19 protein-coding genes are annotated in these 25807 nt (G+C 43.9%); 13 read left to right on the top strand and 6 right to left on the bottom strand.

What is annotated here, in order from left to right:
- Window positions 1–105 precede the first annotated feature (105 nt).
- A complete protein-coding gene (locus FM019_RS12210; RefSeq protein WP_143836223.1) occupies window positions 106–957 on the bottom strand; it encodes a LysR family transcriptional regulator in 852 nt (283 codons plus the stop codon).
- 147 nt (window positions 958–1104) lie between these two features.
- Between FM019_RS12210 and gcvT the strand changes: the two genes are divergently transcribed.
- The 5 genes from gcvT (at window position 1105) to FM019_RS12235 (ending at window position 7149) form a co-directional block, all read left to right on the top strand.
- Window positions 1105–2184: a glycine cleavage system aminomethyltransferase GcvT gene (gcvT, locus tag FM019_RS12215; RefSeq protein WP_143836224.1), complete on the top strand. Its 1080-nt coding sequence runs from the start codon at window positions 1105–1107 to the stop codon at window positions 2182–2184.
- 98 nt (window positions 2185–2282) lie between these two features.
- On the top strand, window positions 2283–2672 hold the full coding sequence (gene gcvH / locus FM019_RS12220) for a glycine cleavage system protein GcvH (protein WP_143836225.1): 390 nt from the start codon (window positions 2283–2285) through the stop codon (window positions 2670–2672).
- 75 nt (window positions 2673–2747) lie between these two features.
- Entirely contained in the window at window positions 2748–5645 is a 2898-nt protein-coding gene (gene gcvP, locus FM019_RS12225) for an aminomethyl-transferring glycine dehydrogenase (protein WP_143836226.1), read from the top strand.
- Window positions 5646–6110: 465 nt separating this feature from the next.
- Window positions 6111–6845: a hypothetical protein gene (locus tag FM019_RS12230; protein WP_143836227.1), complete on the top strand. Its 735-nt coding sequence runs from the start codon at window positions 6111–6113 to the stop codon at window positions 6843–6845.
- Window positions 6846–6861: 16 nt separating this feature from the next.
- Window positions 6862–7149 carry a hypothetical protein gene (locus FM019_RS12235; RefSeq protein ID WP_143836228.1) on the top strand — a complete coding sequence of 96 codons (288 nt, stop codon included), beginning with the start codon at window positions 6862–6864 and terminating at the stop codon, window positions 7147–7149.
- A gap of 192 nt (window positions 7150–7341) precedes the next feature.
- Here the strand turns inward: FM019_RS12235 and FM019_RS12240 are convergent, their stop codons facing one another.
- The gene (locus FM019_RS12240) at window positions 7342–10704 is read right to left on the bottom strand and encodes a sensor histidine kinase (RefSeq protein WP_143836229.1); all 3363 of its coding nucleotides are present in this window, start codon (window positions 10702–10704) and stop codon (window positions 7342–7344) included.
- Window positions 10705–11019: 315 nt separating this feature from the next.
- Here FM019_RS12240 and FM019_RS21005 point away from each other — a divergent pair, with 315 nt between their 5' ends.
- The 5 genes from FM019_RS21005 (at window position 11020) to FM019_RS12260 (ending at window position 18971) form a co-directional block, all read left to right on the top strand.
- Window positions 11020–11148, top strand: a complete 129-nt coding sequence (locus tag FM019_RS21005) for a hypothetical protein (protein WP_260681615.1) — start codon at window positions 11020–11022, stop codon at window positions 11146–11148.
- A gap of 96 nt (window positions 11149–11244) precedes the next feature.
- Entirely contained in the window at window positions 11245–12393 is a 1149-nt protein-coding gene (locus tag FM019_RS12245) for a hypothetical protein (protein ID WP_143836230.1), read from the top strand.
- A 213-nt stretch (window positions 12394–12606) separates the two neighbouring features.
- Window positions 12607–17103, top strand: coding sequence for a caspase family protein (locus FM019_RS12250; RefSeq protein WP_185969275.1), 4497 nt, complete (start codon window positions 12607–12609; stop codon window positions 17101–17103).
- Between the two features lie 169 nt (window positions 17104–17272).
- On the top strand, window positions 17273–18301 hold the full coding sequence (locus FM019_RS12255; protein WP_143836232.1) for a DUF2157 domain-containing protein: 1029 nt from the start codon (window positions 17273–17275) through the stop codon (window positions 18299–18301).
- A gap of 193 nt (window positions 18302–18494) precedes the next feature.
- Window positions 18495–18971 carry a hypothetical protein gene (locus FM019_RS12260; protein ID WP_143836233.1) on the top strand — a complete coding sequence of 159 codons (477 nt, stop codon included), beginning with the start codon at window positions 18495–18497 and terminating at the stop codon, window positions 18969–18971.
- 32 nt (window positions 18972–19003) lie between these two features.
- Here the strand turns inward: FM019_RS12260 and FM019_RS12265 are convergent, their stop codons facing one another.
- Window positions 19004–19237 carry a helix-turn-helix transcriptional regulator gene (locus FM019_RS12265; RefSeq protein ID WP_143836234.1) on the bottom strand — a complete coding sequence of 78 codons (234 nt, stop codon included), beginning with the start codon at window positions 19235–19237 and terminating at the stop codon, window positions 19004–19006.
- The gene (locus tag FM019_RS12270; RefSeq protein ID WP_143836235.1) at window positions 19238–19744 is read right to left on the bottom strand and encodes a DUF2975 domain-containing protein; all 507 of its coding nucleotides are present in this window, start codon (window positions 19742–19744) and stop codon (window positions 19238–19240) included.
- A 157-nt stretch (window positions 19745–19901) separates the two neighbouring features.
- On the opposite strand from FM019_RS12270, the gene FM019_RS12275 reads away from it, so the two are divergent.
- Entirely contained in the window at window positions 19902–21185 is a 1284-nt protein-coding gene (locus FM019_RS12275) for an aspartyl protease family protein (RefSeq protein WP_143836236.1), read from the top strand.
- Between the two features lie 67 nt (window positions 21186–21252).
- Here the strand turns inward: FM019_RS12275 and FM019_RS12280 are convergent, their stop codons facing one another.
- Window positions 21253–22947 (bottom strand): methyl-accepting chemotaxis protein, encoded by a 1695-nt coding sequence (locus FM019_RS12280; protein WP_143836237.1) that lies wholly within the window; start codon window positions 22945–22947, stop codon window positions 21253–21255.
- Window positions 22948–22952: 5 nt separating this feature from the next.
- Window positions 22953–23393, bottom strand: a complete 441-nt coding sequence (locus tag FM019_RS12285) for a BLUF domain-containing protein (protein WP_143836238.1) — start codon at window positions 23391–23393, stop codon at window positions 22953–22955.
- A 462-nt stretch (window positions 23394–23855) separates the two neighbouring features.
- Here FM019_RS12285 and FM019_RS12290 point away from each other — a divergent pair, with 462 nt between their 5' ends.
- Both FM019_RS12290 and FM019_RS12295 read left to right on the top strand, forming a co-directional pair.
- On the top strand, window positions 23856–24164 hold the full coding sequence (locus tag FM019_RS12290; protein ID WP_260681616.1) for a TraR/DksA family transcriptional regulator: 309 nt from the start codon (window positions 23856–23858) through the stop codon (window positions 24162–24164).
- A gap of 127 nt (window positions 24165–24291) precedes the next feature.
- Window positions 24292–25800 carry an Hsp70 family protein gene (locus tag FM019_RS12295; protein ID WP_143836240.1) on the top strand — a complete coding sequence of 503 codons (1509 nt, stop codon included), beginning with the start codon at window positions 24292–24294 and terminating at the stop codon, window positions 25798–25800.
- The last annotated feature ends 7 nt before the right edge of the window (window positions 25801–25807 follow it).

The raw sequence follows: 25807 nt of genomic DNA on the forward strand, positions 1-25807 counted from the left end.
TAAACGTCATCTCTTATAAATCAAACGTCATCTCCGAGTGCTCTTGTGCGCACGCAGTTCGGAGATCTCTTAGCTCAACATAGCAGATCAAAACACCTGTTCAGATTAACGGTTTTTCAACCTTGCCATAATAAATTCCGACAGCTTGGCACTAATTTGTGGATGCTGGGTGTCTTGGTTAAACAAACAGATTTTGATTTTACCCAAATTAGGCAACGAACGGCTGCGAATAATACTTAGCGAATCTGGCACACTAGAACTCGCCAACGCCGTAACACCTAAGCCTTGTTTTATCGCGGCTATTAAACCGTATAAATCGGCATTGGTGTAGGTGATCCGCCAGGCAACCGTTTGCTGTTTGAGCATCTGAATAACACGGCTGCGGTACACACAGCCGTCAGGTGCCAACACTAAAAATACCTGGCTACTTGGCAATGGGCGAGTACTGTCACCAACCCAGACCAGGTCATCTTCTAGTACCAATTCGCCTTGGGTTTGTTGAGTGGGGGGGACCAAGGCGAGGATCAAATCAAAGTCGTTACGACGGTTTTCATCGAGCAAATTACGACTCAGCGCAGACGTGACCTCAAGGGCAACGTCGGGATATTGATTACTAAACTCGCCGATGATGCTGGGCAGTAAGGTGGTGGCAAATTCACTTGGGATGCCCAGACGAAGCCGACCGCGTAAAGACGATTGTTCAAACTGACGAAAAATATCGTCGTTCAAATTTAGCATCTGCTTGGCATGCGCCAACAATCCTTTGCCATCTTGGTTGACTAGCTGTCGCTGACCCACCTTGTCAAACAGCTTTCGGCCCAGTTGCTCTTCCAATTTTTTAATTTGCAAACTCACAGCGGGTTGCGAGCGACCAAGTATGTCCCCAGCCTTGGCAAAGCCACCTTGTTCTACCACTAAAACAAAGGTGCGCAAGTTGTCGAGAGAGAGCTGCTTCAAGGGATTTGCCCCGTATTGGCTATAAAAATTGTTAATCTAACTAATTTAATACATTTAAAATTATTATGTAAGCATTTGAATAATCAATTTGTTCAATTGAGTAAGCATTTCTATACTTCTTGCACTTAAATTTCAGGCGAGTGTGCAATGAGCAATAAAACGGTACTTCATCCAAAGCATATCGAAGCAGGCGCAAAAATGGTCGATTTCCATGGCTGGGAAATGCCTATCAATTATGGGTCACAAATCGAAGAACATCATGCAGTGCGCAAAGATGTAGGTATGTTTGATGTATCTCATATGACCATCGTTGATGTGCAGGGGCCTCAAGCTCAAGCATACTTGCGTAAATTGCTCGCCAACGACGTGGCGAAACTTACCGCTAAAGGCAAAGCCCTATACAGCGGCATGCTTAATGAGGAAGGCGGTGTTGTTGACGATTTGATTGTCTATCACTTTGACCAAACTAACTATCGTTTGGTGGTGAATTCTGCAACCCGTGAAAAAGACATGAATTGGTTAAATGGCGTAGCGTCAGGCTTTGATGTGATTATCACCGAACGCCCCGAATTTGCCATGATCGCGGTACAAGGCCCTAACGCAAAAGAGAAAGCGGCGACTTTGTTTTCAGATGCACAAAAAGAAGCCGTAGCCGACATGAAGCCGTTTTTTGGTGTGCAAGCTGAAGATTTGTTTATCGCCACTACAGGCTATACCGGCGAAGCGGGTTACGAAATTATGGTTCCTAATGACGCCGCTGCTGATTTTTGGCAACGTTTGCTAGACGCTGGCGTTGTTCCCTGTGGTTTAGGTGCACGAGACACCTTGCGCCTTGAAGCGGGCATGAATCTGTACGGTCAGGACATGGACGAAACCATCTCTCCACTTGCCGCTAACATGGGCTGGACCATCACATGGGAGCCAGTTGACCGTGATTTTATGGGCCGTAGCGCACTTGAAACTCAAAAAGCCGAAGGCACTCACAAGTTAGTGGGGCTGGTCATGACCGACAAAGGCGTTTTGCGTAGCGGTCAGGTGGTAAAAGTTGCAGAAGGCGAGGGTGTGATCACCTCGGGTACCTTTTCTCCAACCTTAGGACACAGTATTGCGATGGCACGAATTCCTGCCACAGCACAAACGACTGCAGAAGTTGAAATGCGTAAAAAGTGGGTTACAGTGAATATCGTCAAACCCAGTTTTGTCCGCAATGGAAAAAGTGTTTTATAAGAAAAATAGGGGTCGGAGTGAATTTCCGATTGAAAGTGTAAAGGGGAAATTCACTCCGACCCCTTTATTATATTAATGACAACAATTTAGGAACGATTATGAGCAACATACCTTCAGAATTACGCTATGCCTCTACTCACGAATGGGTTCGTGATGAAGGCGACGGCACCTACACAGTAGGGATCACTGAACACGCACAAGAGCTTCTTGGCGACATGGTGTTTGTTGAATTACCAGACGTAGACGACGAAATCAGTGCAGGGGACGACGTTGCCGTGGCAGAGTCTGTAAAAGCCGCTTCAGATGTTTACGCACCAATTTCTGGCAAAGTTGTTGCGGTAAACGAAGATTTGGAAGATACCCCAGAACTTGTTAACACTGATGCCTTTGGCGACGGCTGGATGTTCCGAGTGAAAGCGGACGATGCCAGCGAAGTTGAGAATCTGCTTGATGCCGAAGGTTATCAAAACAGCATCGACGAAGACTAATCGCGATTTTCTCGGTTAGCGTTTTAGGCTAGCCGACTTTCATTTTTCTATCTTCTTTTTTAAGGGCAGTACAGCATGTCAAACGAGCTTTATTCACTGACACAATTAGAACAAACAGAAGACTTTGTTCGTCGTCATATCGGGCCAAGTGAGTCAGAAATGGCAGAAATGCTATCTTTCATCGGTGCCGATTCTCTCGATGATTTGATGAAACAGACTGTACCGGCTGGCATTCGCTTGACCGAAGCCCTTAAAGTAGGAGAGAGCGTCACTGAGTCTCAGGCCCTTGCTGATTTGAAACAGGTCGCGCAGAAAAATACCATTAACCGATCCTTTATTGGTATGGGTTACACCGACACGCTAACGCCAAATGTGATTTTGCGTAACGTGTTGGAAAATCCAGGTTGGTACACGGCATATACGCCATATCAGCCAGAAATAGCCCAGGGCCGATTGGAAGCACTGCTTAATTTCCAACAACTCACTATCGATTTGACCGGGTTAGAATTGGCCTCGGCATCTTTGCTCGATGAAGCCACCGCTGCGGCTGAAGCGATGGGTCTGGCAAAACGTGTATCTAAAAACAAAAAAGCCAATGCTTACTTTGTTGCAGACGACGTGCACCCACAAACTCTGGACGTGATTAAAACCCGTGCAGATATGTTTGGCTTTGACGTAATCGTTGGCCAAGAAACTGAAGCGGCGGAGCATGATGTGTTTGGTGCCTTGTTGCAATATCCAGGAACTTCAGGCGAAGTCAAAGATTTAACCGCCACGATCGAAGCACTTCACAATAACAAAGCCATAGTAGCGGTAGCTGCTGATATCATGAGTTTAGTACTGTTAAAGTCTCCTGGTGAGATGGGGGCAGATGTTGTGTTGGGTTCGGCACAGCGTTTTGGCGTGCCTATGGGCTATGGTGGCCCTCACGCGGCATTTTTTGCCACTCGCGATGCTTACAAACGTTCATTGCCTGGCCGTATCATTGGTGTGTCAAAAGACACCCGAGGTCGCCCAGCACTGCGTATGGCGTTGCAAACGCGTGAGCAACACATTCGCCGTGAAAAAGCCAATTCAAACATTTGTACTGCCCAAGTTTTGCTTGCCAATATGGCCTCATTCTATGCGGTGTACCACGGACCTGAAGGCTTAAAAACCATTGCAAGTCGTATCAATCGTTTTGCGGACCTGCTTGCAACCGCCTTGGTCCGCCATGGTTATGCACTGAAACACAGCAGTTGGTTCGATACGATTACGGTGTTGGTCGACGACAAGCCATCTTTGGTCAAAGTCGCCGCAGAAAAAGGCATGAACCTGCGTTCAGATCTCGACGATGCCGTGGGGATCACGTTTGACGAAACCACTACACGCAAAGATGTGATGGATCTAATTGATTTGTTATGTGGGCCAGAGCACGGTTTTACTATCGAATTATTGGATGCAGAGGTGACCACTCAAGGTTCTACGTCACTACCAGCAGACTTGGTGCGTACAACGCCTATTTTGACCCACGAGGTTTTTAATTCGTATCATTCCGAAACCGAAATGCTGCGCTACATTAAGTCGCTGGAAGACAAAGATTTAGCATTAAACCATTCGATGATCAGCTTGGGCTCTTGTACCATGAAACTCAATGCGACGGCTGAAATGATCCCGGTGACCTGGCCTGAATTTGGCAAGTTGCATCCCTTTGCACCGGTTGAGCAGGCTAAAGGTTATCAGGAAATGATTGAAGAGCTTAGTGACTGGTTGATTGATATCACCGGTTACGACGCCATGTCGATGCAACCTAACTCAGGTGCACAAGGTGAGTATGCAGGTCTTATCGCGATCAAGCGCTATCACGAGAGCTGTGGCGAAGGGCATCGTAATGTCTGTTTGATCCCTAGCTCAGCTCATGGTACCAACCCAGCATCAGCGCAAATGGTCAGTTTAAAAGTGGTTGTTGTGGATTGTGATAAAGACGGAAACGTTGATTTAGCCGACCTTCGCAAAAAAGCCGAAGAAGTTGCTGATAACTTGTCTTGCGCGATGATCACTTACCCTTCCACACACGGTGTGTACGAAGAAACTGTCAAAGAAATCTGTGACATCGTGCACCAATACGGTGGTCAGGTATACATGGATGGCGCCAATATGAATGCACAGGTTGGTGTAACGTCTCCGGGCCTAATTGGCTCTGACGTGTCCCACCTAAACTTGCACAAGACCTTCTGTATTCCTCACGGTGGTGGTGGACCTGGCATGGGGCCAATAGGCGTGAAAAAACACCTAGAACCCTTCTTGCCAAACCATCAGGTAATCGATACCGCTAATACTTCACAAGGCAATGGCGCAGTCTCTGCGGCGCCTTGGGGCAGTGCGTCTATCCTGCCAATCAGCTACATGTACATCAGAATGATGGGTAGCGAAGGGCTGAAAAAGGCAACTGAAGTCGCAATGCTAAATGCTAACTATGTTGCGAACAAACTCGATGGACATTACGAGGTGCTTTATCGTGGCCGCAACAACCGTGTGGCTCACGAATGTATTATCGACTTACGTCCGTTAAAAGAAGCCTCTGGCGTAACGGAAATGGACGTTGCCAAGCGCTTAAACGACTACGGTTTCCACGCGCCTACAATGAGCTTCCCGGTAGCAGGCACACTGATGATCGAACCTACCGAATCAGAAGCCAAAGCTGAATTGGACCGCTTCATTGAAGCAATGATAGGCATCCGCGAAGAGATCGCCAAGGTAGAAAGCGGTGACTGGGACGCAACGGACAACCCTCTGCACAACGCACCACACACCCTAGACGATATCTGTGACAACGACTGGAGCCGAAGCTACGACCGCAAACTCGCCGCATACCCAGTTGAAGCCGTGGCAAGAAACAAATTCTGGCCCAGCGTAAACCGTATCGACGATGTATACGGTGACAGAAACCTTGTGTGTTCTTGTCCGGATATGGATTCTTATCGGGAAGAGTGATGAGTGAAATACCTCAAAAACTAATGCAAATTAAGACTTCCTGAGTCGCACCATTGAAAAGGTGTATATTCGTTGCTCCGACGGTATACGCCCTTTCTAAGTTATAAATGGCCAATTTTAAATTGCTTAACGAAGGGCGCATCTAAAAATAGGGTGAGGGGATTGGTATTTCACCCCAACTCAGGATAAGCGAAGCCTCTCAACACCGTTATTTTTGTGCCTATCGGCGTTGCGATTTCTAGCAATAGCTGGCTACTACGTTCGAAAGCACGCCTTGATATCCACAAAAATATCAATGTCGAGCACCCATTTCATTGTGCAGGTTCGATTAAGATAGATATATCTTTAAAATTTAGTGAATATTTACATTCAATCGACCTCGCTTATCCCGAGTTGCGGTTATTTACTTTGCACTATCGGAGAATAGTGACTAAGGTTTAGACAAAAATATGACAAGGAAGTGAAATGAACTCTAAAGTCCTCTTCTACGCTTTCCTAATTTGGCTGATCTCTGGTTGCGCTCAGGTGCCACCGTCTTCAGTCACCGTATCTCAATCGATTGGAAACGACGTTTTATCGATGAGCCAAGCTCATGCTGCTTTTGTTAATGCCTACTTTGACGAACTCGAAAAAGAAATAAATGACTTAATTGACAATAAGTATGCACCCGAACTTATCGCAGACTCTGTAAAAGAGCATAAAGAATGGTATGAAGATTCAAATGATAAGGATGCTTCAATCATTTATGCCATTGAAGAAGCGTTTGTAAATACAAATGAAAAGTCCAACGAGCAAATCGTTTCAGAAACAAACGGGGCATTGTTAGGATTGCAGTATTTCTTCGAGATCATTAATGAGGATGTAGCCAAGCGTAGAAGTCAACTTTTGACCCCTATTCGAGAAAAACGCAATCAACTTCTGAATGCAATTGACGCTAATTATCAAAATATCATCCGTAAAAATGCAACGATAACAGGGTTATTATCTAGCGTTGTAGAGGTCCATGAGGCACAAGATAAAATTCTTTCTGAACTGGGTTTTGAAGAAGGAATGCGTGGAAAGGTTGGAAATAGCATTTCCCAGATTTCCAACGCGATGAAAGATTTTCGTAGCAAGGTCGAAGCACGATCAAACACCGTTACAGACATTGAAAAAGGGTTTGATGAATTATCATCAAACTTATCGAGTTTAATCGAATAAAAAGGGGGTCTTCAATATGCCATTCGATCCAGAAAAAATGCGCAGAAAACAAACGGAATTTGTGGAGAAACGCGGCGATGAACTGATGTCAAAGTATGCTGAGGAAATAGAAGATTTAGAAGGATTTGATGAAGCCCTTTTAGAAGAGTTCGGTGGTACGACCGAACAATTAGATGATATTTTAGCAGAACTTGAGAAAGCTAAAGAGCAAAATATGGCGCAGGCTCAATTAAGACAAAACCTGATGGATTTGGGGGAGAGCACTTATCAGTTAGCTCGCAAAGTCTCGGATTTACTTCCTTGAGTTAGTCCCTTTGAATGAAATATTCTGATGCCGATATTCTTCGTAGAATTTTGGGCGGATCCATTTTTTTGCCCCGCAATACAGGGCAATAACAAAGGGCGTCATTGCGCCAATTTATATCAAGAGTTAACACATGTTTCTAAATACGCTATCAGATAGCATAATTCCTCGTTAACAAACTTAATTAAGGTGTCAGGTTCTAACACTTAGCTCCTGTTCACGTAGGGGAATGCGGATAGTAAATTGAGTGCCGTGACCTAACGTGCTTTGGCACGCTATGGTGCCGCCCAATGTGTGTGTGACTATATTAAACAGCATATTGAGCCCCAGACCCACACCACCTTTGTTCCTGGATGAAGTATAAAAAGGATCGAATATCAACGGGAGCTCTTTATCGTCTATTCCTCGACCATTGTCGCTAAACGTCAGCACTATTGATTCACCTTCTACATCCTTCTCTTTTCGAATACAAATATCTAATCGAGCTAATTTCACATCTTCTGTGAAGGCGTGTTGCATGGCATTGATGAACAGTGTCTTAATAATTTTGGTAACGGCTTCAGGTTCAGTGTTTAGGTGTAATTGAGACTCTATTTGCAGGTGAATATGCCCCTGCATTGCAGGGTTGCCAAGCTCCAATGCAGTGATAATATGCTGAATATGTTGTCCTAACTCAATATCTTGCTTGGTAGCTTGCGTTTGCTCCGTAGAAAGCTCTTTAAACCTTTCTACTAGATTTGCTGCCCGATCAACACTTGAATTTATCATGCTCGATGCATCGGTTATTGAACGATTTTTATTATCAAGCTGTGATTTGGATATTTTGCCTGTGGAAACCATCTCATTCAATGCAGAAGCATCTGCAATGATTTGATCTGCTGCTAACCTTGCGATACTTAACGGCGTATTAAGTTCGTGTGATACACCAACCACCAGTCTGCCAAGTGATGCATGCTTTTCACTTTCTACAAGTTTGTCTTGAGTGTTCATCAACTTTTCAAGTGTTTTGGTTGTTTCTATCGTTTTATTTTCTAGAGAACGAGACTTGTCTTCCAATACAACTGTTTGTGCTGCTAGGGCTTGCGATTTTTCTTCTAACAAGTGAGTCCGTTCGGCGACAAGGAGCTCTAATTCTTGTCGTTTATTATTCATTTGTCTTACTCGCAATGTATATAGCCCATATAACAACATAAGAGCGAATAACAGGATGAGCGTCCTGAACCACCATGTTTGATACCAATCAGGCAAAACGCTGATATTTACTTTAAGTTGATGGCTGCTCCATTTGCCGGCTCTATTCGAGCCCTTTACAATTAATGTATAGTGACCTGGGGACAAATTGGTAAAGCTTGCCGTGCGTTTTTTAGGGTCAACATCAGTCCAGTTGTCATTGTATCCCTTTAACTGATAAGCATATTTGTTTTCATCCTCGGCAGGATAATGTCGAGTAAAATCTAATGCAGAAAACTCGACGCTGAAACTGCGTATATCAGGGGAAATAATGATATTGTTGTTCTCGAAATCTTGAGCCTTACCATTTAATTTGAGTTCTGTTAACGCTACTTGTGGTTGGTAATTCCATTCTTTGTAAAGTGCTGGTCGCACCATATTCAAACCTTGATTACCCCCAAATACCAAGGTACCTTCACTTAATACGTGTCTACCTGCATCCCAGGAGATTCGGTTAAATCGACCGTCAGATTCGGTAAAGTTAAGAAGCTTAAAATCTTCTCCCTTAAGAATTTCATAAGCATTAAAGTAGTATTGTCCACTTTTAAATATCGGTCCTGATACATTAGGGTTGTCTGATAATTTACGTAATTCGGCATGTTTTTTGGTGCTGTTATACCAACCTTTAAATTCCCACAACCCGAGGGTACTGCCGATTAAAAATCGCCCGTCTGTTAGCGGCGAAAAGCTAGTAATATTCATACTTTTTAGCGTTTCGCCATAGTGATCAACAAATACCACTTTTTGCAAAGTATCAGAATCAGGATTGACCACGAAGGTATTGGTTTTATTCGTTGCCCAAGCCAATCCCGCGTGATCCTTCTCTACCCAAATATACTTCAAGTCATCTCGTTTTCCGTTAGTGTGCAGTAGAGGCTGAGCTTTGTTTGTCTCAGCGTTAAATCGATTTAATCCTTTGGCGGTAGCAAGCAAAATTGCGCCAGATTCTTCTATTTCAGCGGTGTGAATATAGTTATCACGCAGGCCATGTTCTGTGCTGTAAAGTGTAAACGTATCGCTATATCTGTCATGTTTAAATAAACCGCCATGTGTAGCCACCCATATAGTTTCATTGGCGTCTTGCAGTATTTTTCGAGTATAAAAATCTGTTAACCCTGTTTCGGCTTGGTTGGTTTTTGAATAGGTTCGAATTTTCCCTTGTTCCGGGATAAATACATCAATGCCTGTCCCCATAGGTGCGACCCATATTTCGCCATTGCTGCGCTCAAATACTTGAATAGGATCGACGCCACTTATGCCATTTTCACTGCTGGGGTGATAATCTAAGTTTCTCACTGCCTTATTTGTGTAATCAAACCTAACTAAACCGTCTCCACCGGTGCCAATCCAGATTTGCTTTGCATCGTCTATCATTAGAGTTGAAACAAAATCAGCATTGAGTGCATTGTCTAATACGGCATCATGGGTATAAGTATGGGTAATTGCCAACTGCTGAATATCAACGACTTTGATTCCTTGAGTTTGTGTACCAATCCACATCTCATTTTCACTTGGAAAAACAAAATCATGTGTATCAAATCCTGTTAGCGCTTGAATAACAGTGTGCTCCTTGTCCACTGCCAATAACGTTCTATTGGTTGTTCCCACCCAAAGCGTATCTTGATGCTGTTGCATACTGGATACCGAATATTCACTATCCAGCTCAATTTTGTTGATTCGGTCTAAATCGTCAAAAAATACTATCTCTTGTTTTGTCGCAAAATAAACTCGACCATCGTCACTAACTTCAATGGCGGTGACGGCGTCACTGCTCATTTTTGAGGTGGATTGCGAATTAATAATAGTTATTTTCGAACCGTTCTCATCCAGTAGATACAATCCATTGTTAGTACCTAACCATACGTTTTTACTGTCAGCCAAGTGCATTGTGTTTATGGTGAGCGGCATTGTGAGCCCAGAAACGCGTTCATTTTGTAGATGTCGGCTATATTTGTGATTTCCACTTTTTCCAATAGATAAGCCTGCGCTATCTGTCCCAACCCAAAGATTCCCGTTGGGGTGAATCACTAGGGATTCAATTCCATCACCACTTAACGTCGAGGGATCAGATTGTTCGAAGGGCATGGGTTTAAACACATATCCATCATAGCGAAACAGTCCAGCAACGGTTGCCACCCATAAAAAGCCTTTCTCATCTTGAACAATATCTTTTACATAATTTACTATGTTCATGTTCTCTTGGGGGTTAAAAAATGCAGGCTGACCTAAATCAAAGAAGAGCTTTTGAGGAGATTTTTGCTCAGTGTTTGCTTCGCACAAAGCAGGTAAAAATAGCAATACGAGAGTTAGTAAGCCCCATTTCATAAATTGCCATTTTACCTTTTGTGAAATATTTGGAACGAGAAATGTGCAAAAAGCACACAGTTTTCAAGTGCTTCAATATACAAAAAAAGCCAACTGACACCTACTGTTTTATATGAGTTATATACGAGAATTGATTGTAATCAAGGTGTTAATCAAGGTGTCAAAACACTTGATTCGAGCGAAAACTAAAAAATCTCAGCATCTGGCACTGAGCAATCAGCAACAGCTCCCGCTTGATTAGTGAGATATCTATTTTAAACGTGATAGTCTGACTCCAGCATCAACGAACATCTAATCTGAAAATAGGAACTCCGAATGAGAGCAAAAGGAAAATTAGCTAGCTGGGATGCTGACAAAGGTTTTGGTTTTTTGGGGAACGGTAATCTTAAATGTGTTGGCGTTGATTTGGTTGAACAGTCAATTTTAAATTCATTGCAGTCCTAGCCATTGGTCCCAATATTTAGGGCATTAATCGCTGATGGCGCTGTTTCAGTAACTGGGCGCATATACTAATTTTTATAGAAACCACTTGGATACATCATGAGAGTGAAGCGTCAGTTTGTTTATGCAATCAGTTGTTGTTTTGTTTGTTTTTCGACTAGTGCGCTGGAAAACACCATTCAAGAAGACTTTGAAAGTGGCCTGTCGAATTGGCTGGTGAAATCTGCGCAGCATGTAGAGATTGTTAAAGAAGTCGGTAGCAACAATCATGTGTTGCAACTTACCCCAATGAATAAACGTGGGGCGAAAACAGATACGTTATACAAGCCGTCCAAACAGTGGAAAAATTTTAGCATGACCGGGCGTTTTCTCTTTCCGGATGAGGGAGATGGGTATCTTGGTTTTATTTACCATCACAGACAAGGCAAAGCGCGCACTGACTATGGTGTACTCTACATTAAATCAAACGGCAGTTACGTGCGCGCAAGCCCCCACTACGACGGCAATCCCTCTTGGCGGCTACATGAGGAGTTTCGTAAAGATTTGATTGGCCCACAAAAAATTGTGGTGGGCGAATGGCATCAGTTTAAATTTATTGTGGTTGACGGCACGGCTAGCTTGTTCGTAGACAACATGGATGAAGCTGTTATCGATTTTAATTTGTTTAACAATGAATTTGGAGCGATTGGCTTTGAAGCTCGCCCTGGAAGAGGCGAAAAAGTGTGGGTTGACGATTTACATATCCAGGCTGCTAATACCTCTGCGCCAGCTGTTAACCTGGAACCTTTCACTCACCAATCTAATTTAACCTGGCAAGTGCAGGGCCCATTTAGCGAAAGCCAAAATGACGGGCAAACAGCCCCTAAACTTAAAGAAGAAGATTGGCGAGCTATTGAGCCTGATGAACGTGGCCTGATAAACACAGGGCGTTTGACACTGTCCGATTCGGGGAAGCGCAGTATTTTGTATTTACGCAGCCAATTTCAGCTCCTAAGCAAAGACGAACCTAAACCGAGTTGGATTGCGTTGAGCTCAGCGAACAATCTTGATGTTTGGTTTCGCGGTTTCTTTCGTGGAACGGTGGGTGGTGAACGATTTGTATGGTCTGACTTTTTAACCAACTCAATCTATCCTGGTGCAAGGTTGTCGCTTCTTCCAAGGGAAGGTCAAAACGAGATTATTATCAAAGTGTATGGAGACAAATTCGCCGCTGGTGGCTTTTTTGCAGCACTTGAAACACCGGATTAAGGCGTTTTTAGCGCAATTTTACATTACGTTATATTGCTCAACCCTATGATTTATAAACTATAAATTTCCACCATAAGACAATTTTCCCAACAGATGGGTTTTATCGACTATGCTTTGACACGCAATGAAACAAAATCACCTGGAGATTGCGTTGTCGTTCACCCAAATGTTTTCTAGCGCCAAGCACATGACACTCTACCAAGGATGGTTTCGTTGAATCACCATTTTGAAACAAGCCATGCCATTATTATCGGTATCGATGAGTATGCGCAGGGTATTCCAAGTTTGCGTTCAGCAGTTAATGATGCACAACGTCTAGGTAACTTGCTCGAAACGGAACACGAATATCAGTGCCACACATACTTAAATGCCGATGCAAACTTAGCCAATCTGGAACAATTGTTACAGACTTGGTTGCCTCAACATGTTGGAGAAAATGACCGGGTACTGTTCTATTTCGCTGGCCATGGCGTGGCGCTAGATGCGGACGATGGACCTAGAGGGTATTTGCTGCCGCAGGATGCAAAGCTCGGCGCTGCCGACACTTACCTCGAAATGAGCACGTTGCATGATCAGCTAATGTCACTTCCTTGCCGGCATATGCTTATTATTCTGGATAGCTGCTTTTCCGGTGCCTTTCGGTGGTCGTCAAACCGAGATGTGATGTCGGTTCCGGGGGTTGTGCATCAGGAGGCCTATGAGCGATTTATCACTGATCCTGCCTGGCAACTCCTTACTTCCGCTGCCCACGACCAAACCGCAGCCGATCAATTATCAAACGGCGTGTTAGGCAGTCGCGGCGAATCGGGCGCACATTCACCTTTTGCTATGGCATTGTTTAATGCACTCAATGGCGACGCAGATCTTGTGCCTGATGGTGGGGATGGGATTATCACCGCCACCGAATTATACCTTTATCTCGAAAACAGTTTGCAGCAAGAAACGATCAAACAAGGTCGGCGCCAGACACCTGGCTTATGGCCATTGCAGCGTCACGATAAAGGCGAGTACATTTTTGCCGTGCCAGGGCGTGAAATGAAACTTCCTCCTGCGCCACCTTTGAGTTTGGAAAACAATCCATACCAAGGCCTGAATGCCTATGAAAGTGACAATGCAGACGTGTTTTTTGGGCGCAGTGCAGCCATTTCTGAGCTAGTCACCTTGACTCAATCTAAGCGTTTAGTCGTTGTGCTTGGCGCCTCTGGCAGCGGTAAATCCAGTTTAGCCAAAGCCGGGCTGGCTACTGCATTAGTGTCTCAAGGGTGGGAAGTCTGTGCAATACTTCGTCCCGGCGCTCACCCGCTTGGGGCCTTTGAACGCGCACTGCAGTCGGCTGATGCAAAAGCAGGTATTCAGCAAGTGCTCATCATTGACCAATTCGAAGAATTAGTCACCATGACCCGTGATGCGGATGAGCGAGACCGCTTTTTTAGTCTGATGAATCAGCAGCTAGATAATACCCATAGCCAGTTACATATTGTCGTGACACTTCGCGCTGATTTTGAAGCGCATTTCCAACTTGAATCACTCAAAGCACACTGGCAACCTGGACGATATACGGTGCCACCGCTAACGAGACATGATCTCAAAGAAATAATTGAGCAACCAGCAAGTGAACGGGTGTTGTATTTTGACCCTTCTACCTTAGTTGAACGCTTGTTGGATGATGTGGTTGCTATGCCTGGTGCTCTGCCACTTTTGTCTTTCACCCTGAGTGAAATGTATCTGTGTTATTTAACCGCGCAACGTGGCGATCGCGCACTGAACGAGCAGGATTATGAAGCGTTAGGCGGCGTTGCTGGCGCCTTGAAAACCCGTGCTGACGCAGAATATCAAAACTTAGATGCAGCCCATCAGCAATCTTTGCAGCGATTGATGTTACGAATGATGCAGTTTGAACATGGTCTGCCTGTGAGACAGCGTATTTCTGAACAAGAACTGTTGCATTGGGACGATGACGAGAACAAACGGATCACTTATATCGTCAATAGAATGTGTGCCGCTCGATTATTGGTTCAAGGGATTGCTGAAGATGGAACAGCCTATGTCGAACCCGCTCACGATGCGCTGATCACTTCATGGTCAAAACTTCTTGAGTGGTCGACTCACTTTCAGGCATCAGAGCCCGATTTAACGTTTCTTCAATCGTTAGGGCATAACGCACAAGCCTGGGCAACTGCCACTAAAAAAGCCAAGCCGGGTTTGTTATGGCGCGATAAAGTGCGAAGCGATCGCTTGTGGGCACTACGCAAAAATAAGCGCTTATTACTTAATCGTCAGGAAGACGAATTCTGTCGTATCAGTGTGCGCCGACAACGGATTATTCGGACATCGACTCTGACCTCAGTAGTAGCGATTGTTGTATCCGCTTTTTTCGCCATTGGCCTTGGGATAGTGGCGAATAACCAGCGTATTATAGCCGACGAGCAAAAAGAGCTCGCGTTTGAGCAGCGTAATGCCGCAGTGCGCCAAACATTGATTGCCAACTCCAATGCCTTGGCTGCTTCTGCGGGCAACGCTTTAGAAGGCCAAAACAATCCTACATTGGGTCTTAACATTGCCGTTGAAGCCTTAAAAATCAACCCGGACAATGCTCACGCTCGTTGGTTGATACGCCGCGCTACCTATCACGATGGCATTATGTTTATCGGAGGGCGTGCATACTCGTCACCGATCTACAAAACCTTAACCAGTGACGCGACCGAGTTCGTATGGTCTCCTGACGGTCAGTATATGGCGGTCATCAATTACGACTATGACAAGACAACTATCTACTCTACGCAGGATGGAAGCGTAAAAGGAGTCATTGCTGCACCTGTTTACAAAATAGGAGAGTTTTCTGCTGACGGTGAATACTACGTTGATGCAGATTCACTAGCATGGCATTTAGACGGGAGTGAAACCCGATCAGGTTTTTCTCCAGCCATCAAGGCAAAGACCCAACTACGACAAATGATTGTAGCAGAAGGATATAACACAGCGTGGAGTCACGCCTGGAGCGAGAATGGTGAAGTGAAAGCTGGGCATGGTGCAGCAGACTCTGAACTGGATGTGTTTGTGCAAGATTTGGCTGAATTTCAAATCATTAAAAATGGCCGTATCATCAATCGGGTTCCTGGTGTCTGGAATTTGCCCGCACTTTCACCCAAAGGGGATTTACTGGCCACCAGTAACTACGACGGAGAAGTCGTTTTGTGGCGGGTCACTGCCTCGGGAGAATCGGCAGAGCGCATGGCAACCCTCTGGGAAACAGGTAGCTCATCAGATGCCTGGGAACTCAAGTTTTCACCTGATGGCACTAAATTAGCCGTGGTTATGCGAGATGGAATTCTCAGAATATGGGACCTTACCTGGAACCCACTTTCCGTCTCTCAGACAACCATTGCTAACATGTTGGAAAACGATTCTGCTTCGCCACCCACGGCAACGCGAAGCTTAATTGAAGCGAATTTGGATGACAGCGGAAGTGGCAATGACACGCCATTTATTACGATAAACGCTCTAGATACGGTCACAGGTAAAAAGTGGTCTAGGAACTTTGTTACAGGCAGCGCAAATTTAAGTGTTATGGACGACATGTTGATCCTAGAAAGTGACGACGGAACGACACTCATGGATAGTAAAGGCGTTACTCAGATTAAATTGAATCTTCAGGCGATTAGCAATAGTAAACACGGTTCATCTGCGATATATGGATATTTGCTGTTAGCTGCCGGCATCTCAGAACACGACCTGGCCATACCGATAAACACTATTTCAATTATCAATCGAGCACAAAAACGTGGTTTGCTAAGTTTAAGCCAGACTGAACGTGATACATGGGGAGTTGATGATGCCAACACGTCGGCCGATGTAGCGAGCCGTTTAGGGCAAAATAGCGTTTTGAGTACTGCACAACCAACATCAGTCCTGACATGGATAGGTGAGCAACTAGGCAATCTTTTATGGACGTCTTCACCTCCTTCACAGACTCAGACGGCCGAGACTCAAACACAAGAACCTTTGCCCGTTGAAGCGGTTTTTGCTGGATTAGAGCAAGTACCTCAGCTCGAGATTCCGATGAGTTCCATGCCCATTGTGTGGGAAAAAATTGCCAATGCAACAGAGCCAGACCAACTCGGTTTTTATGATAGGGATTATCCTGGCAATGTGCGTTGGTATCTTTCAAACGTCAAACGTTCAGGAATACATGTTTTACTCTCAACCTTGGGAGCACCAGAGCCGTTTGTCAGTGGACCACATACAATGCAAGACTGGCAGGTTTGGCGCGCAGAAAAGGGGAATTTTGGCCACTACAATCCCGCATTTCTAAGTTGGCTTGATCAAAACTTGTTACCACAAGACAAAGATTCTGCACTGCGTTTAGCCACGCAAACCGTTTACGAGCGCGCAATAAAACGGATGATGCGCGTGTACGCAATTTCACTGATCACTTTGGAAGCTTTTCCTGAGATACATCAACGGGCCGTGAGAGACTATTTAAACGTTGAACAAAGTCGAGAACAATTCATATTGGCGGTGACGAAGCTGGCTGTGGCGTCAATCGGTGAACGACCCGAAGCGCATTCCCGTGATTTTGCCTTTGCAATGGGATTTTGGGTTCGTCGTGAGCTTGATGGCACTAAAGAGCAATTTCGCCAGCTAATGGATAAAACCTTATTGCTCTACGATAACGAGTTCAAGCAAGCTCTGGAAAGCGGAGACTTTTGACAAATTTGACTGCAGACTTGCGCAACAAAGGAGTCAAGCAGCAACAAAACACAGTTTTCTAATACTAAAAGTATTAAAATAATAGACTTTTATTTTACTGGTTTGCGAAAAGTTGAACTGGAGGTATTTTAACCTTGTCGTTTACTTTGGCAAACAGGATACACTCATTATGAAGATCACCCGCAAAAATCTCGACGAAGCGGCATCTGCAAATGTTATCTCTCCCCAACAGGCAGAAGCACTTTTTCAATTCCTCAAAAATAATCCTGCGGCAGGATCTCAGTTCGACTTGACGCATGTGCTGTATTACTTAGGCGGATTTATCGCCATTGGCGCCATGTCGTTTTTCATGAACCTTGGTTTCGAGGCTTTTGGCGGTTGGGGAATATTCTTTATTGCTCTGCTGTATGCCGGGATTGGCCTATGGCTAACTGAACGTTTTGCCATCAAAGAGCGCGTCGTTCCAGCTGGGATCTGCGCAACCTTTGCGGTGGCACTGACACCTCTGGCTATTTATGGACTGCAATTAGCTATGGGCTGGTGGCCAGATGATTCGACCTATAACGAATATCATCGTTATATCAAATGGCATTGGATTTATCTAGAATTGGCGACCTTAGTGGTAGGGTTAGTCGTCGCTTATCGATATAAGTATCCGTTTTTAGTCATGCCAATTGCCGTGACACTTTGGTATATGTCGATGGATGTAGCGCAAATGTTGACGGCTAATTATTACGATTTTGAGTTTCGCATGCTGATCACCATGCTTATTGGCGCAATGATGACACTCATTGCTTTTTGGGTGGACCTGCGTGCCAGCCACAAAGCAGACTATGCGTTTTGGCTATATTTATTTGGTGTTCTAGCGTTCTGGTGTGGGTTAACTGCACAAGACTCAGACAACGAGCTATCGAAGTTTATGTATTGCCTGATCAATTTATCGATGATTTTAATTGGTGTGGCGTTAGTGCGAAGAATCTTTGTTGTCTGCGGTGCCTTAGGGGTCTGCTTCTATCTCGGTTATCTCGCGTTTGATGTATTTGAAAATAGCTGGCTGTTTCCAATTGTGTTGACCGTTATGGGCTTGGCAGTCATCTATTTAGGCGTGCTATGGCAGAAAAACGAGCAAATGATCACCCAAAAGGTTCGCGGAAAACTTCCTGAGTCGTTGCAACTGATGTTGTCTGATAAACATTAATTTTGACCGCAATGGATTGAGGTTTGAGCCACACCGTGCGTATAGTCTCATAGATGAAATGTGAACAAGGTGTGGGAACTTGCTTTACCGAAAGTTGCTAGCCATACTGAAAAGGCAGCCCAAGGTTCTTTGAATGTTGGTTACTGCCAACTTACCTTGAATACAATATTCGCGAATCTGAAGGAGTGGAAATGTGAAGAATCGTAACCTGATCATAGTGTGTTTAGCCAGCCTCGTAGTATTTGGATGCAGCACGCTTCCGATAGAAACCGCGCTTAAAGACGAGCATTTTCGGATTGAAAATTTCCAACGTAATATTGACGATCCGCGTGAATCGTTGTTTTTGATGTGCTCAAACAACCAACTGGTCAACTGGCACGCTGCAGGACAATTTCCCGCAGGCGAGTATGACTTAATGGTGATTGCTGTGAGCAATAAGCGTTTTGTTCCCCATAGCCGCAAGGAAGCAGAAGTGCGCTTTAATGTGAATCTAGAATCGGGAAAAAACTATACTCTCAATCGTAAACGCGAAGGCAACGACATATCCGTTTGGATACAAGATGCGGAATCGGGTAAGCGGGTGTCGGACGTACAAACTACGACCATGAAATTACCATTGGGTAATACCTATCGTCGTCGATTACATGAATGTCGCACAGGAACTGCTTAACTTAGCCTTAGCTGCAGTGTTTTGACTGCAGCTTAATCTGGTTTTTGTTCGTCACTCTGTTCGTCCTCCTCATACACCAAAATGTCTCCAGGTTGGCATTTCAGATGCAGACAGATCGCTTCAAGTGTAGCGAAGCGAACACCTTTTACCTTACCGCTTTTAAGTAAAGACAAATTGGCTTCAGTAATGCCTATTTTCTGTGCCAGGTCTTTTGATCTTATTTTGCGTTTCGCCAATACAACATCGAGGTTTACTAGGACAGGCATCTAAATAATCTCTTTGTTTTCTTTATCTAATTCACTTGCCGCATTGAATAAGTGAATCAGAACAGGAAGGCAAAACACAACGATCAATGTAAGAGGGCGAATACTGATTTCGATGTCTTGCTCGGGAGCTATCAATATTGAAGCCAGAGGATTCAGTAGCATATTGTACATCACGCCAAAAAAGCACAGCCATGCTAGCCACTTCAAGCAACTCTTACTGATGTTTGAATAAAACAGACCAAGACTTAACTGCTGTAAAAGCTTTTGCAAAAAGAATGTAGCTAAAAGCAGGACGATTACGGCGGGTAAAATGAGCAGTGACAAGGTGTTTTTAGCATCAGGGTAAGTCTGCCACATTTGATTAAATGCATCATCACCAAAGGAAATCCACCATCGCCCTTCAGTGAAAAAGCCAAATAGGGCAGTAACTATTATTAACCCCAACACAATAAAAACCATTACTCGAGCAATAAAGCTTGTGTGTTTGAGTTTTTCTAGTGCGTTCATGTAATGTCTCTTGATTGCCTATGAGCAGTGTAAAATAGTTATGTTGGAGTTACAAAAATTCTTTTAAACAGAAATATATTATTACATTACAGATATAAATTATTGTATAACAATAATTATATATTGTTATAGTGGTCATGAATTTGGAGAAAACACTATGACAAACAATATGATTCGATCGATGACAAAACCCACGTTGTTAACCTACTTAAAAATCGCACTTGTGACTTGGGCACTAGCCATGTTGTCAGGTTGTAGAATTTGGGACATGGCAAGTTTCCAGTGGCAAAACGCCAATGCGACAGCAACATGGAATAACGAACTAGGCCGCACTTCCGTACCTTTTTACAAATTAAATGAGCATGTTTTGGTGGATGTTTCAGTAAACGGAAAGCCGGGCTTTGTGTTTGTGCTGGACTCCGGGGCTGCGGCTACCGTTCTTACCGAAACCGCTCAAACGCGTTTATTGAAGCTTCCTCGGGACACGCCATTGACCATATCCGGCTCGGGGAATGGTGAAGATCCCGTTGCCTACATCGTCAATGATATGCAGATTAAAGTTGGAGATTTTGCGATTAAAAACCTGTCTGTCATTTATGCTCCAACGTCAGCAATGCCTTTTGATAGTATTGAAGAAACCTACTTTGATGGTGTATTGGGGGCGGACTTTTTTAACTGTTGTTTGGTCGAAATCAATCACGACCAAAACACCCTTGTCATTTCAGCTCCCACATCTAAAAACATTAATATCTATGCCTCCGAAACATGGCAAAAACTCAGTATTGATGTCGAAAGCAATACGCCTTTTTTAACCACATTGGTTGAAGATGGCGAAGGCGAAAAAAACGTAAAGGTGATGTTAGACACTGGTTCTACTGGCACCCTAAGCCTGTTTGCTGGAGACAACGATTTTGTTATCCCTGATAAAACTTATGAAACAAGGACGTCAGGAATTAGTGGCGATACAACAAACAGGGTAGGTCACTTGAATGCGTTTCATCTTGGTAATAGTCAATTCAAGCAACTGCCCACCTATTTTCGTTTTGCTGGCAGTAATCCTCAAAGTGGCAGTCATGGAGTACTAGGGAATCGCGTTATGCAGCGTTTTAATATGGTATTTGACTTTGCAGGAGAGACGATTTGGATCCAGCCGGTTCAACAGCATGACACCTTGGTTTTGTCTGATCGCTCTGGATTGCGACTACTTCCGCACAAAGAGGGGGCCATTGCCAAAGACATTGCGCCGGGTACTGGAGCCGAGGCTTTAAAGATACCCGTGAACAGTATTGTTAAAAGCATCAATGGGACCCCAATTACTTCAACAAACTTTGATGCGCTAACAACGACATTAAAAGACAAAGACGTAAAAAGTGTGTCAGTGTGCTGGTTGGCGTCAAGTGAGCAACGTTGTGGCCAACTGCATTTAGTGGCAAGAATTTAGTTAATCAACCTCTTTCAACAAGTCGCTGGCCCGCAAATTTCGCGGGCTATTATGGGACATACCTGAGTTAAATAACAAATTTATTCAAATTGGTGTGCAGGTCAATTACTCGCATGGCGATGTTTTTGTTGGCATCTTTTGTTTCTTGCGCTCCGGCAGCTGTATCATCTGCCAATTGACTGATATTAATCAAATTTCGATTAATCTCTTCAGCGACTGAAGATTGCTCTTCTGCAGCAGCAGCGATTTGTACATTCAAATCGGAAATCTCTTGCACCGCTTCGGCCGCATCTTTAAATGTCTGGCTAGTTTGTGCACTTTTTTTGAGGCAAATTTCAGTGCTTTCACTGCCTTTACTCATGCTAGACACAGCATTATTCGCTTCAGCTTGCAGTCTTACCAATAAATCCTGAATGTCTACGGTTGAGGTTTGTGTGCGCTGTGCAAGGGAACGCACTTCGTCTGCAACCACGGCAAACCCACGACCACTTTCACCTGCACGAGCAGCTTCGATTGCCGCGTTCAAGGCAAGCAAATTGGTTTGCTCAGCGATGCCTTGAATAGAGGTTAAAACGCTGCCAATATTATTGGTCTCTGCAACAAGGCTTTCGATGACGTTCGAGGACTCAGTGACTTGTTCTGCCAACTGTTTCATGATTTCCTGCGTTTCATTTGCCACGCGTTCACCACTAACTACCCGATCTCTCACTTTCATGGTGGCATCTGCAGCTTGGGCAGTGTTTAATGCAACTTCTTGCGTAGTCGTGCTCATCTGGGTGACCGCTGTTGCAACCATTTCGGTTTCTAGTCTTTGCTTGTTGACGTCTTCAGCAGTTTTTTGCATGACAGACAAGGCGATTTCAGAAGAGTTTCCAAGTTCCTGTGCTTGTTGGTTGGTGTTGCCAATCATGGTTCTAAGCACTTTCAGAAAACGGTTAAATGAACTAGCGACGTCGGCCGTTTCATCTTTCCCTGATTCATCTAGCGAAACAGTTAGATCTCCGTCTCCTTCGGCGATCTCCCGCAATCTGTCTGATAGAGTCACTATGGGTTTGGTTATCGACTGCCCTATAATTCGCGGCACAACTAAATCAAAAGCCAATGCGATAACGAGCATTGCTATAATCCAGTTTAACCCTTCTTTTTCGTCTTGTTCCGCCTTCAGTGTTGCTTCGAGAGTGAAGTTTTGGATCCGCATTTGAATGGCGACTAATTCGTCTTTAACTTCATCACCTAAAGCTTCGACTTTATGAGCCTGCTCAGACAGTTGAACAAGTGATGCTTGCGACGATTGTTCAAACATTAGCTCGCTGAACTCCTTAACTTTACGATAGTGTTCCTCAGCCTTTTTTAACGCAGCTAAAACGTTGATAAATTCGTTTTTGGTTTTATCGTCGTCGATACTTTTTAGCGCTTCAGACACGAACTTTTTCGTTTCCGATAGCTCCTTTTCAATTTTTGTTGCTAGTTCTGACCATTTTATTTTAACCCCGCTCGCTTCGTTTTGTGAATCTGCGACACCCTGTTTGGCCAACGAGGTGTAAAACAAAGTTCGTTCAAATAGAACGGCTTGTTCTATCTGATGCTCAGTGATTTGCGTTAAAAAGTTTGAAAGGGGAATGTCTTTTGTTGCAATAGTCGTGAGCTCATGGCCGATTTTTGTCATTTGCAAAATGGCCATTCCGCCCATAAACAGCATCAAAAGTAATTGTAAACCGCCCATCAAATAAATTCGTGTTGCTATTTTCAATTTAGAAAACATATGGGCTAATCCTTATCTAAATCGAGGTTTGTCGATTGTTTAAAATATTCGAGCATGTCAACGGCAAAGCTAGGTTCCGCCGTAAGAAAGTCGAGTGGTTTTGCATGTAGCATAAAGTCCGAAAAACCTTCTTGCTCGGCGAGTGAAAGTTTACTGATATTTTGAAAACCCATTCGCCAGTCTGGGAACTTGCGTTCGGAGATTTCTTCTTTTCCTAAAAGGTTGACGCGACTGTGGCGAGGGTCGCGGCGAATGGTTTCATACAATGAAGATACAACATGTTCATCACCTTCTAAGGCTTGGATAAAGGTTCCTGATCCGTTATACAGCAGTAAGCCGCTGATGTTTTTTGATTGATTATTCTTACGGAAAACTTTAAGCATATTGCTTAGTTCATTGTCTTTGAATCGCTGTGACGCGCGACTTACATAGATGATCTCGATCATGGGCTCTCCCGAACTTTGGGTTGAGTTATTAAACCTGGACTTTGCGCTAAATAGTGTTCTTCCCTAATCGAGTACTAACGTTGGCACCAGTCTAAAATCACCAAGTGAATTTTGCTGCGCTTCCTAAATGCAAAAGTAAATTTCGGAATATCTTTGCTGTAGTCTATTTTAAAAAACAGCAATACAGTAATAGACTTTAGTCTATTAATTACACAAGTATAGCAATTGCGGCTAGAAACTTTATTAGCTGATGGTTTACACAATATCATTGAATTAATTGATGATTTTTTCGCGAACGAAGTAGAGTTTGGTTTACTACTGCTTTCATTGCAAGACGAGCGACTTTTGAGCGTTTTGATGGTGGTATTATCTTTTATCTGTCTTTGATTCAAATCAATACTGTCTTTTTCGATATGCGTAACATCTATAAAACCACCCAACGTCAGCTGCAAAGGTGAAATGATGGATTGGAAAGAGCAATTGTTATTGCTTCAGCATGAGTTAAAAAACCGTGTTGAAAAGATAGACAAGGATCTGCACAGCAGAATGACCAGTGCTAAGTTTTCTGAGCAAGTGGTTGAAGGCCAAAATGATGAAGTGTTATTGAATTTGAAAAACGAGGCCGAACAGGAATTGGAGCAGATTGAGCATGCTCTGCTTAAACTTGAAAACGGTCGATTTGGTCACTGTGAAAAGTGTCATGGAAAAATTAGCGAGGAACGCTTACATGCTGTGCCTTTTGCAACATTATGTAAAAAATGTGCAGCTTAACCAATGATGCTCTACCACGAAGAAGTTTTGTCAGCTTTATGAGCACAATTTGATTCAGTGAAGTAGTGAAACTCAGGCTCTTTTGCATTAAACTCCGCGGCCAGTTTTTAATTTACTAGCAGTTTGTATGGCAGCAATTGGTATAGATTACGGCACGTCAAATTCTGAGGCCGTATATTTCGATGGGCAACAACATCATTTTATTAAACTTGATCCGCTGCAAGATCAGTCGAATAAGATTCGTTCGTCTGTCTTTATTTACTATGAAGATGATTTACCGCTGCCACCGACTGAGGTAATAGAAAATAAAGTCTTGCACATCCAACGAGCGATTACCGATCAGATAGAAAAAGCCAAACAAAGTTACTACGAAGCGCAGGACCCGAGAGAACAGCGGATTTACAGTGACAAAATCGATGATTTGCGTGCCGAATTGCATAACAAACCTGCACTGCAACGCAGAGCTATCCAAATACTGTTAAAAGACTTAACGGTGCAAGATCTATCCCTTCAGCAACTAGTCGAAACCGGTAAATTTGCGTTTGGTGAAGAGGGTTTTAAACGTTACTTAAAAACACCAGAAAAAGGCCGTCTGATCTATTCGCCGAAGAATTTTTTGGGGGCAAGTTTAGTTGCAGGCCAACAACAAGCTTTTGTTGGCATGATAGCCAAACAACTAGAATATTTTCGGATCAGCGCGCAAAATCAGTTGAACCTTCCTGTTGATACCGCAGTGATTGGTCGACCTGTCAAATTTCATGGAACCCGGGGTGATGCGGGTAATAATCAAGCCATCGATATCATGACACGTGCGGCGCAAATGGCTGGTTTTAGTCAGGTTCAATTTCTAGAAGAACCAATTGCTGCAGCGTATAAAATAGAACGTTCGTTAGATAAAGATACCAACGTGCTAGTCGTCGATATTGGTGGGGGAACAACCGATATTTGCTGCATAAAACTTTCCCCTCAAAAAGTGAGTAACCTTGATCGGCAGCAAGACGTATTGTCCGTTACAGGTACGCGTTTGGGCGGAATGGAGTGTGACAAAAACCTGATTGTTAAGTCCATTGCACCAACCATGGGGCAAGGGCTGCAAATGCAAAATGGTCTGCCAGTACCGCCAACGTACTTTACTGACATGTGTGCGGTGGACAACATTCCAAAGTTAAATCAGTTTTTCTCCGAGGAATACGGGCTCGAAATTGCTCAAACTATGTCTATTGTCAAAGAGCCAAAATTATTACAGCGACTGTTAGTTGTTCAAGAAGAAAAACTGTCTGCGCGTTTAGTCAATTCATCACGCTTGGCCAAAGAGTTGCTTTCCAGCAAAAACGCTATCATCTTACCTTTGCATTATATCGAAGCTGAATACGAAGTGAGTATCAACAATGACGATCTGAATCGTTCCATGCAATCATGGTTAAGACGGGTTAAGCGTCTCGTTAGCGAGTGTTTGGAAAAAAGCTCGCAGCCTCCAGAACTGCTTTTTATTACAGGTGGCATGAGTTTGTCTCCGATAGTTAAAAAAGAGCTGCAAGAGGTAATGTTGTCGGACTTGCCTGTTATCGAAGGCGATGCATTTAATTCGGTTTGCGAAGGATTAGCGATCCGAGCTTTTAATCTGGACAACCGTTAATTTACTG

This window comes from Aliiglaciecola sp. M165, assembly GCF_007197995.1.
In the GTDB taxonomy this organism is placed as follows: Bacteria; Pseudomonadota; Gammaproteobacteria; order Enterobacterales; family Alteromonadaceae; genus Aliiglaciecola.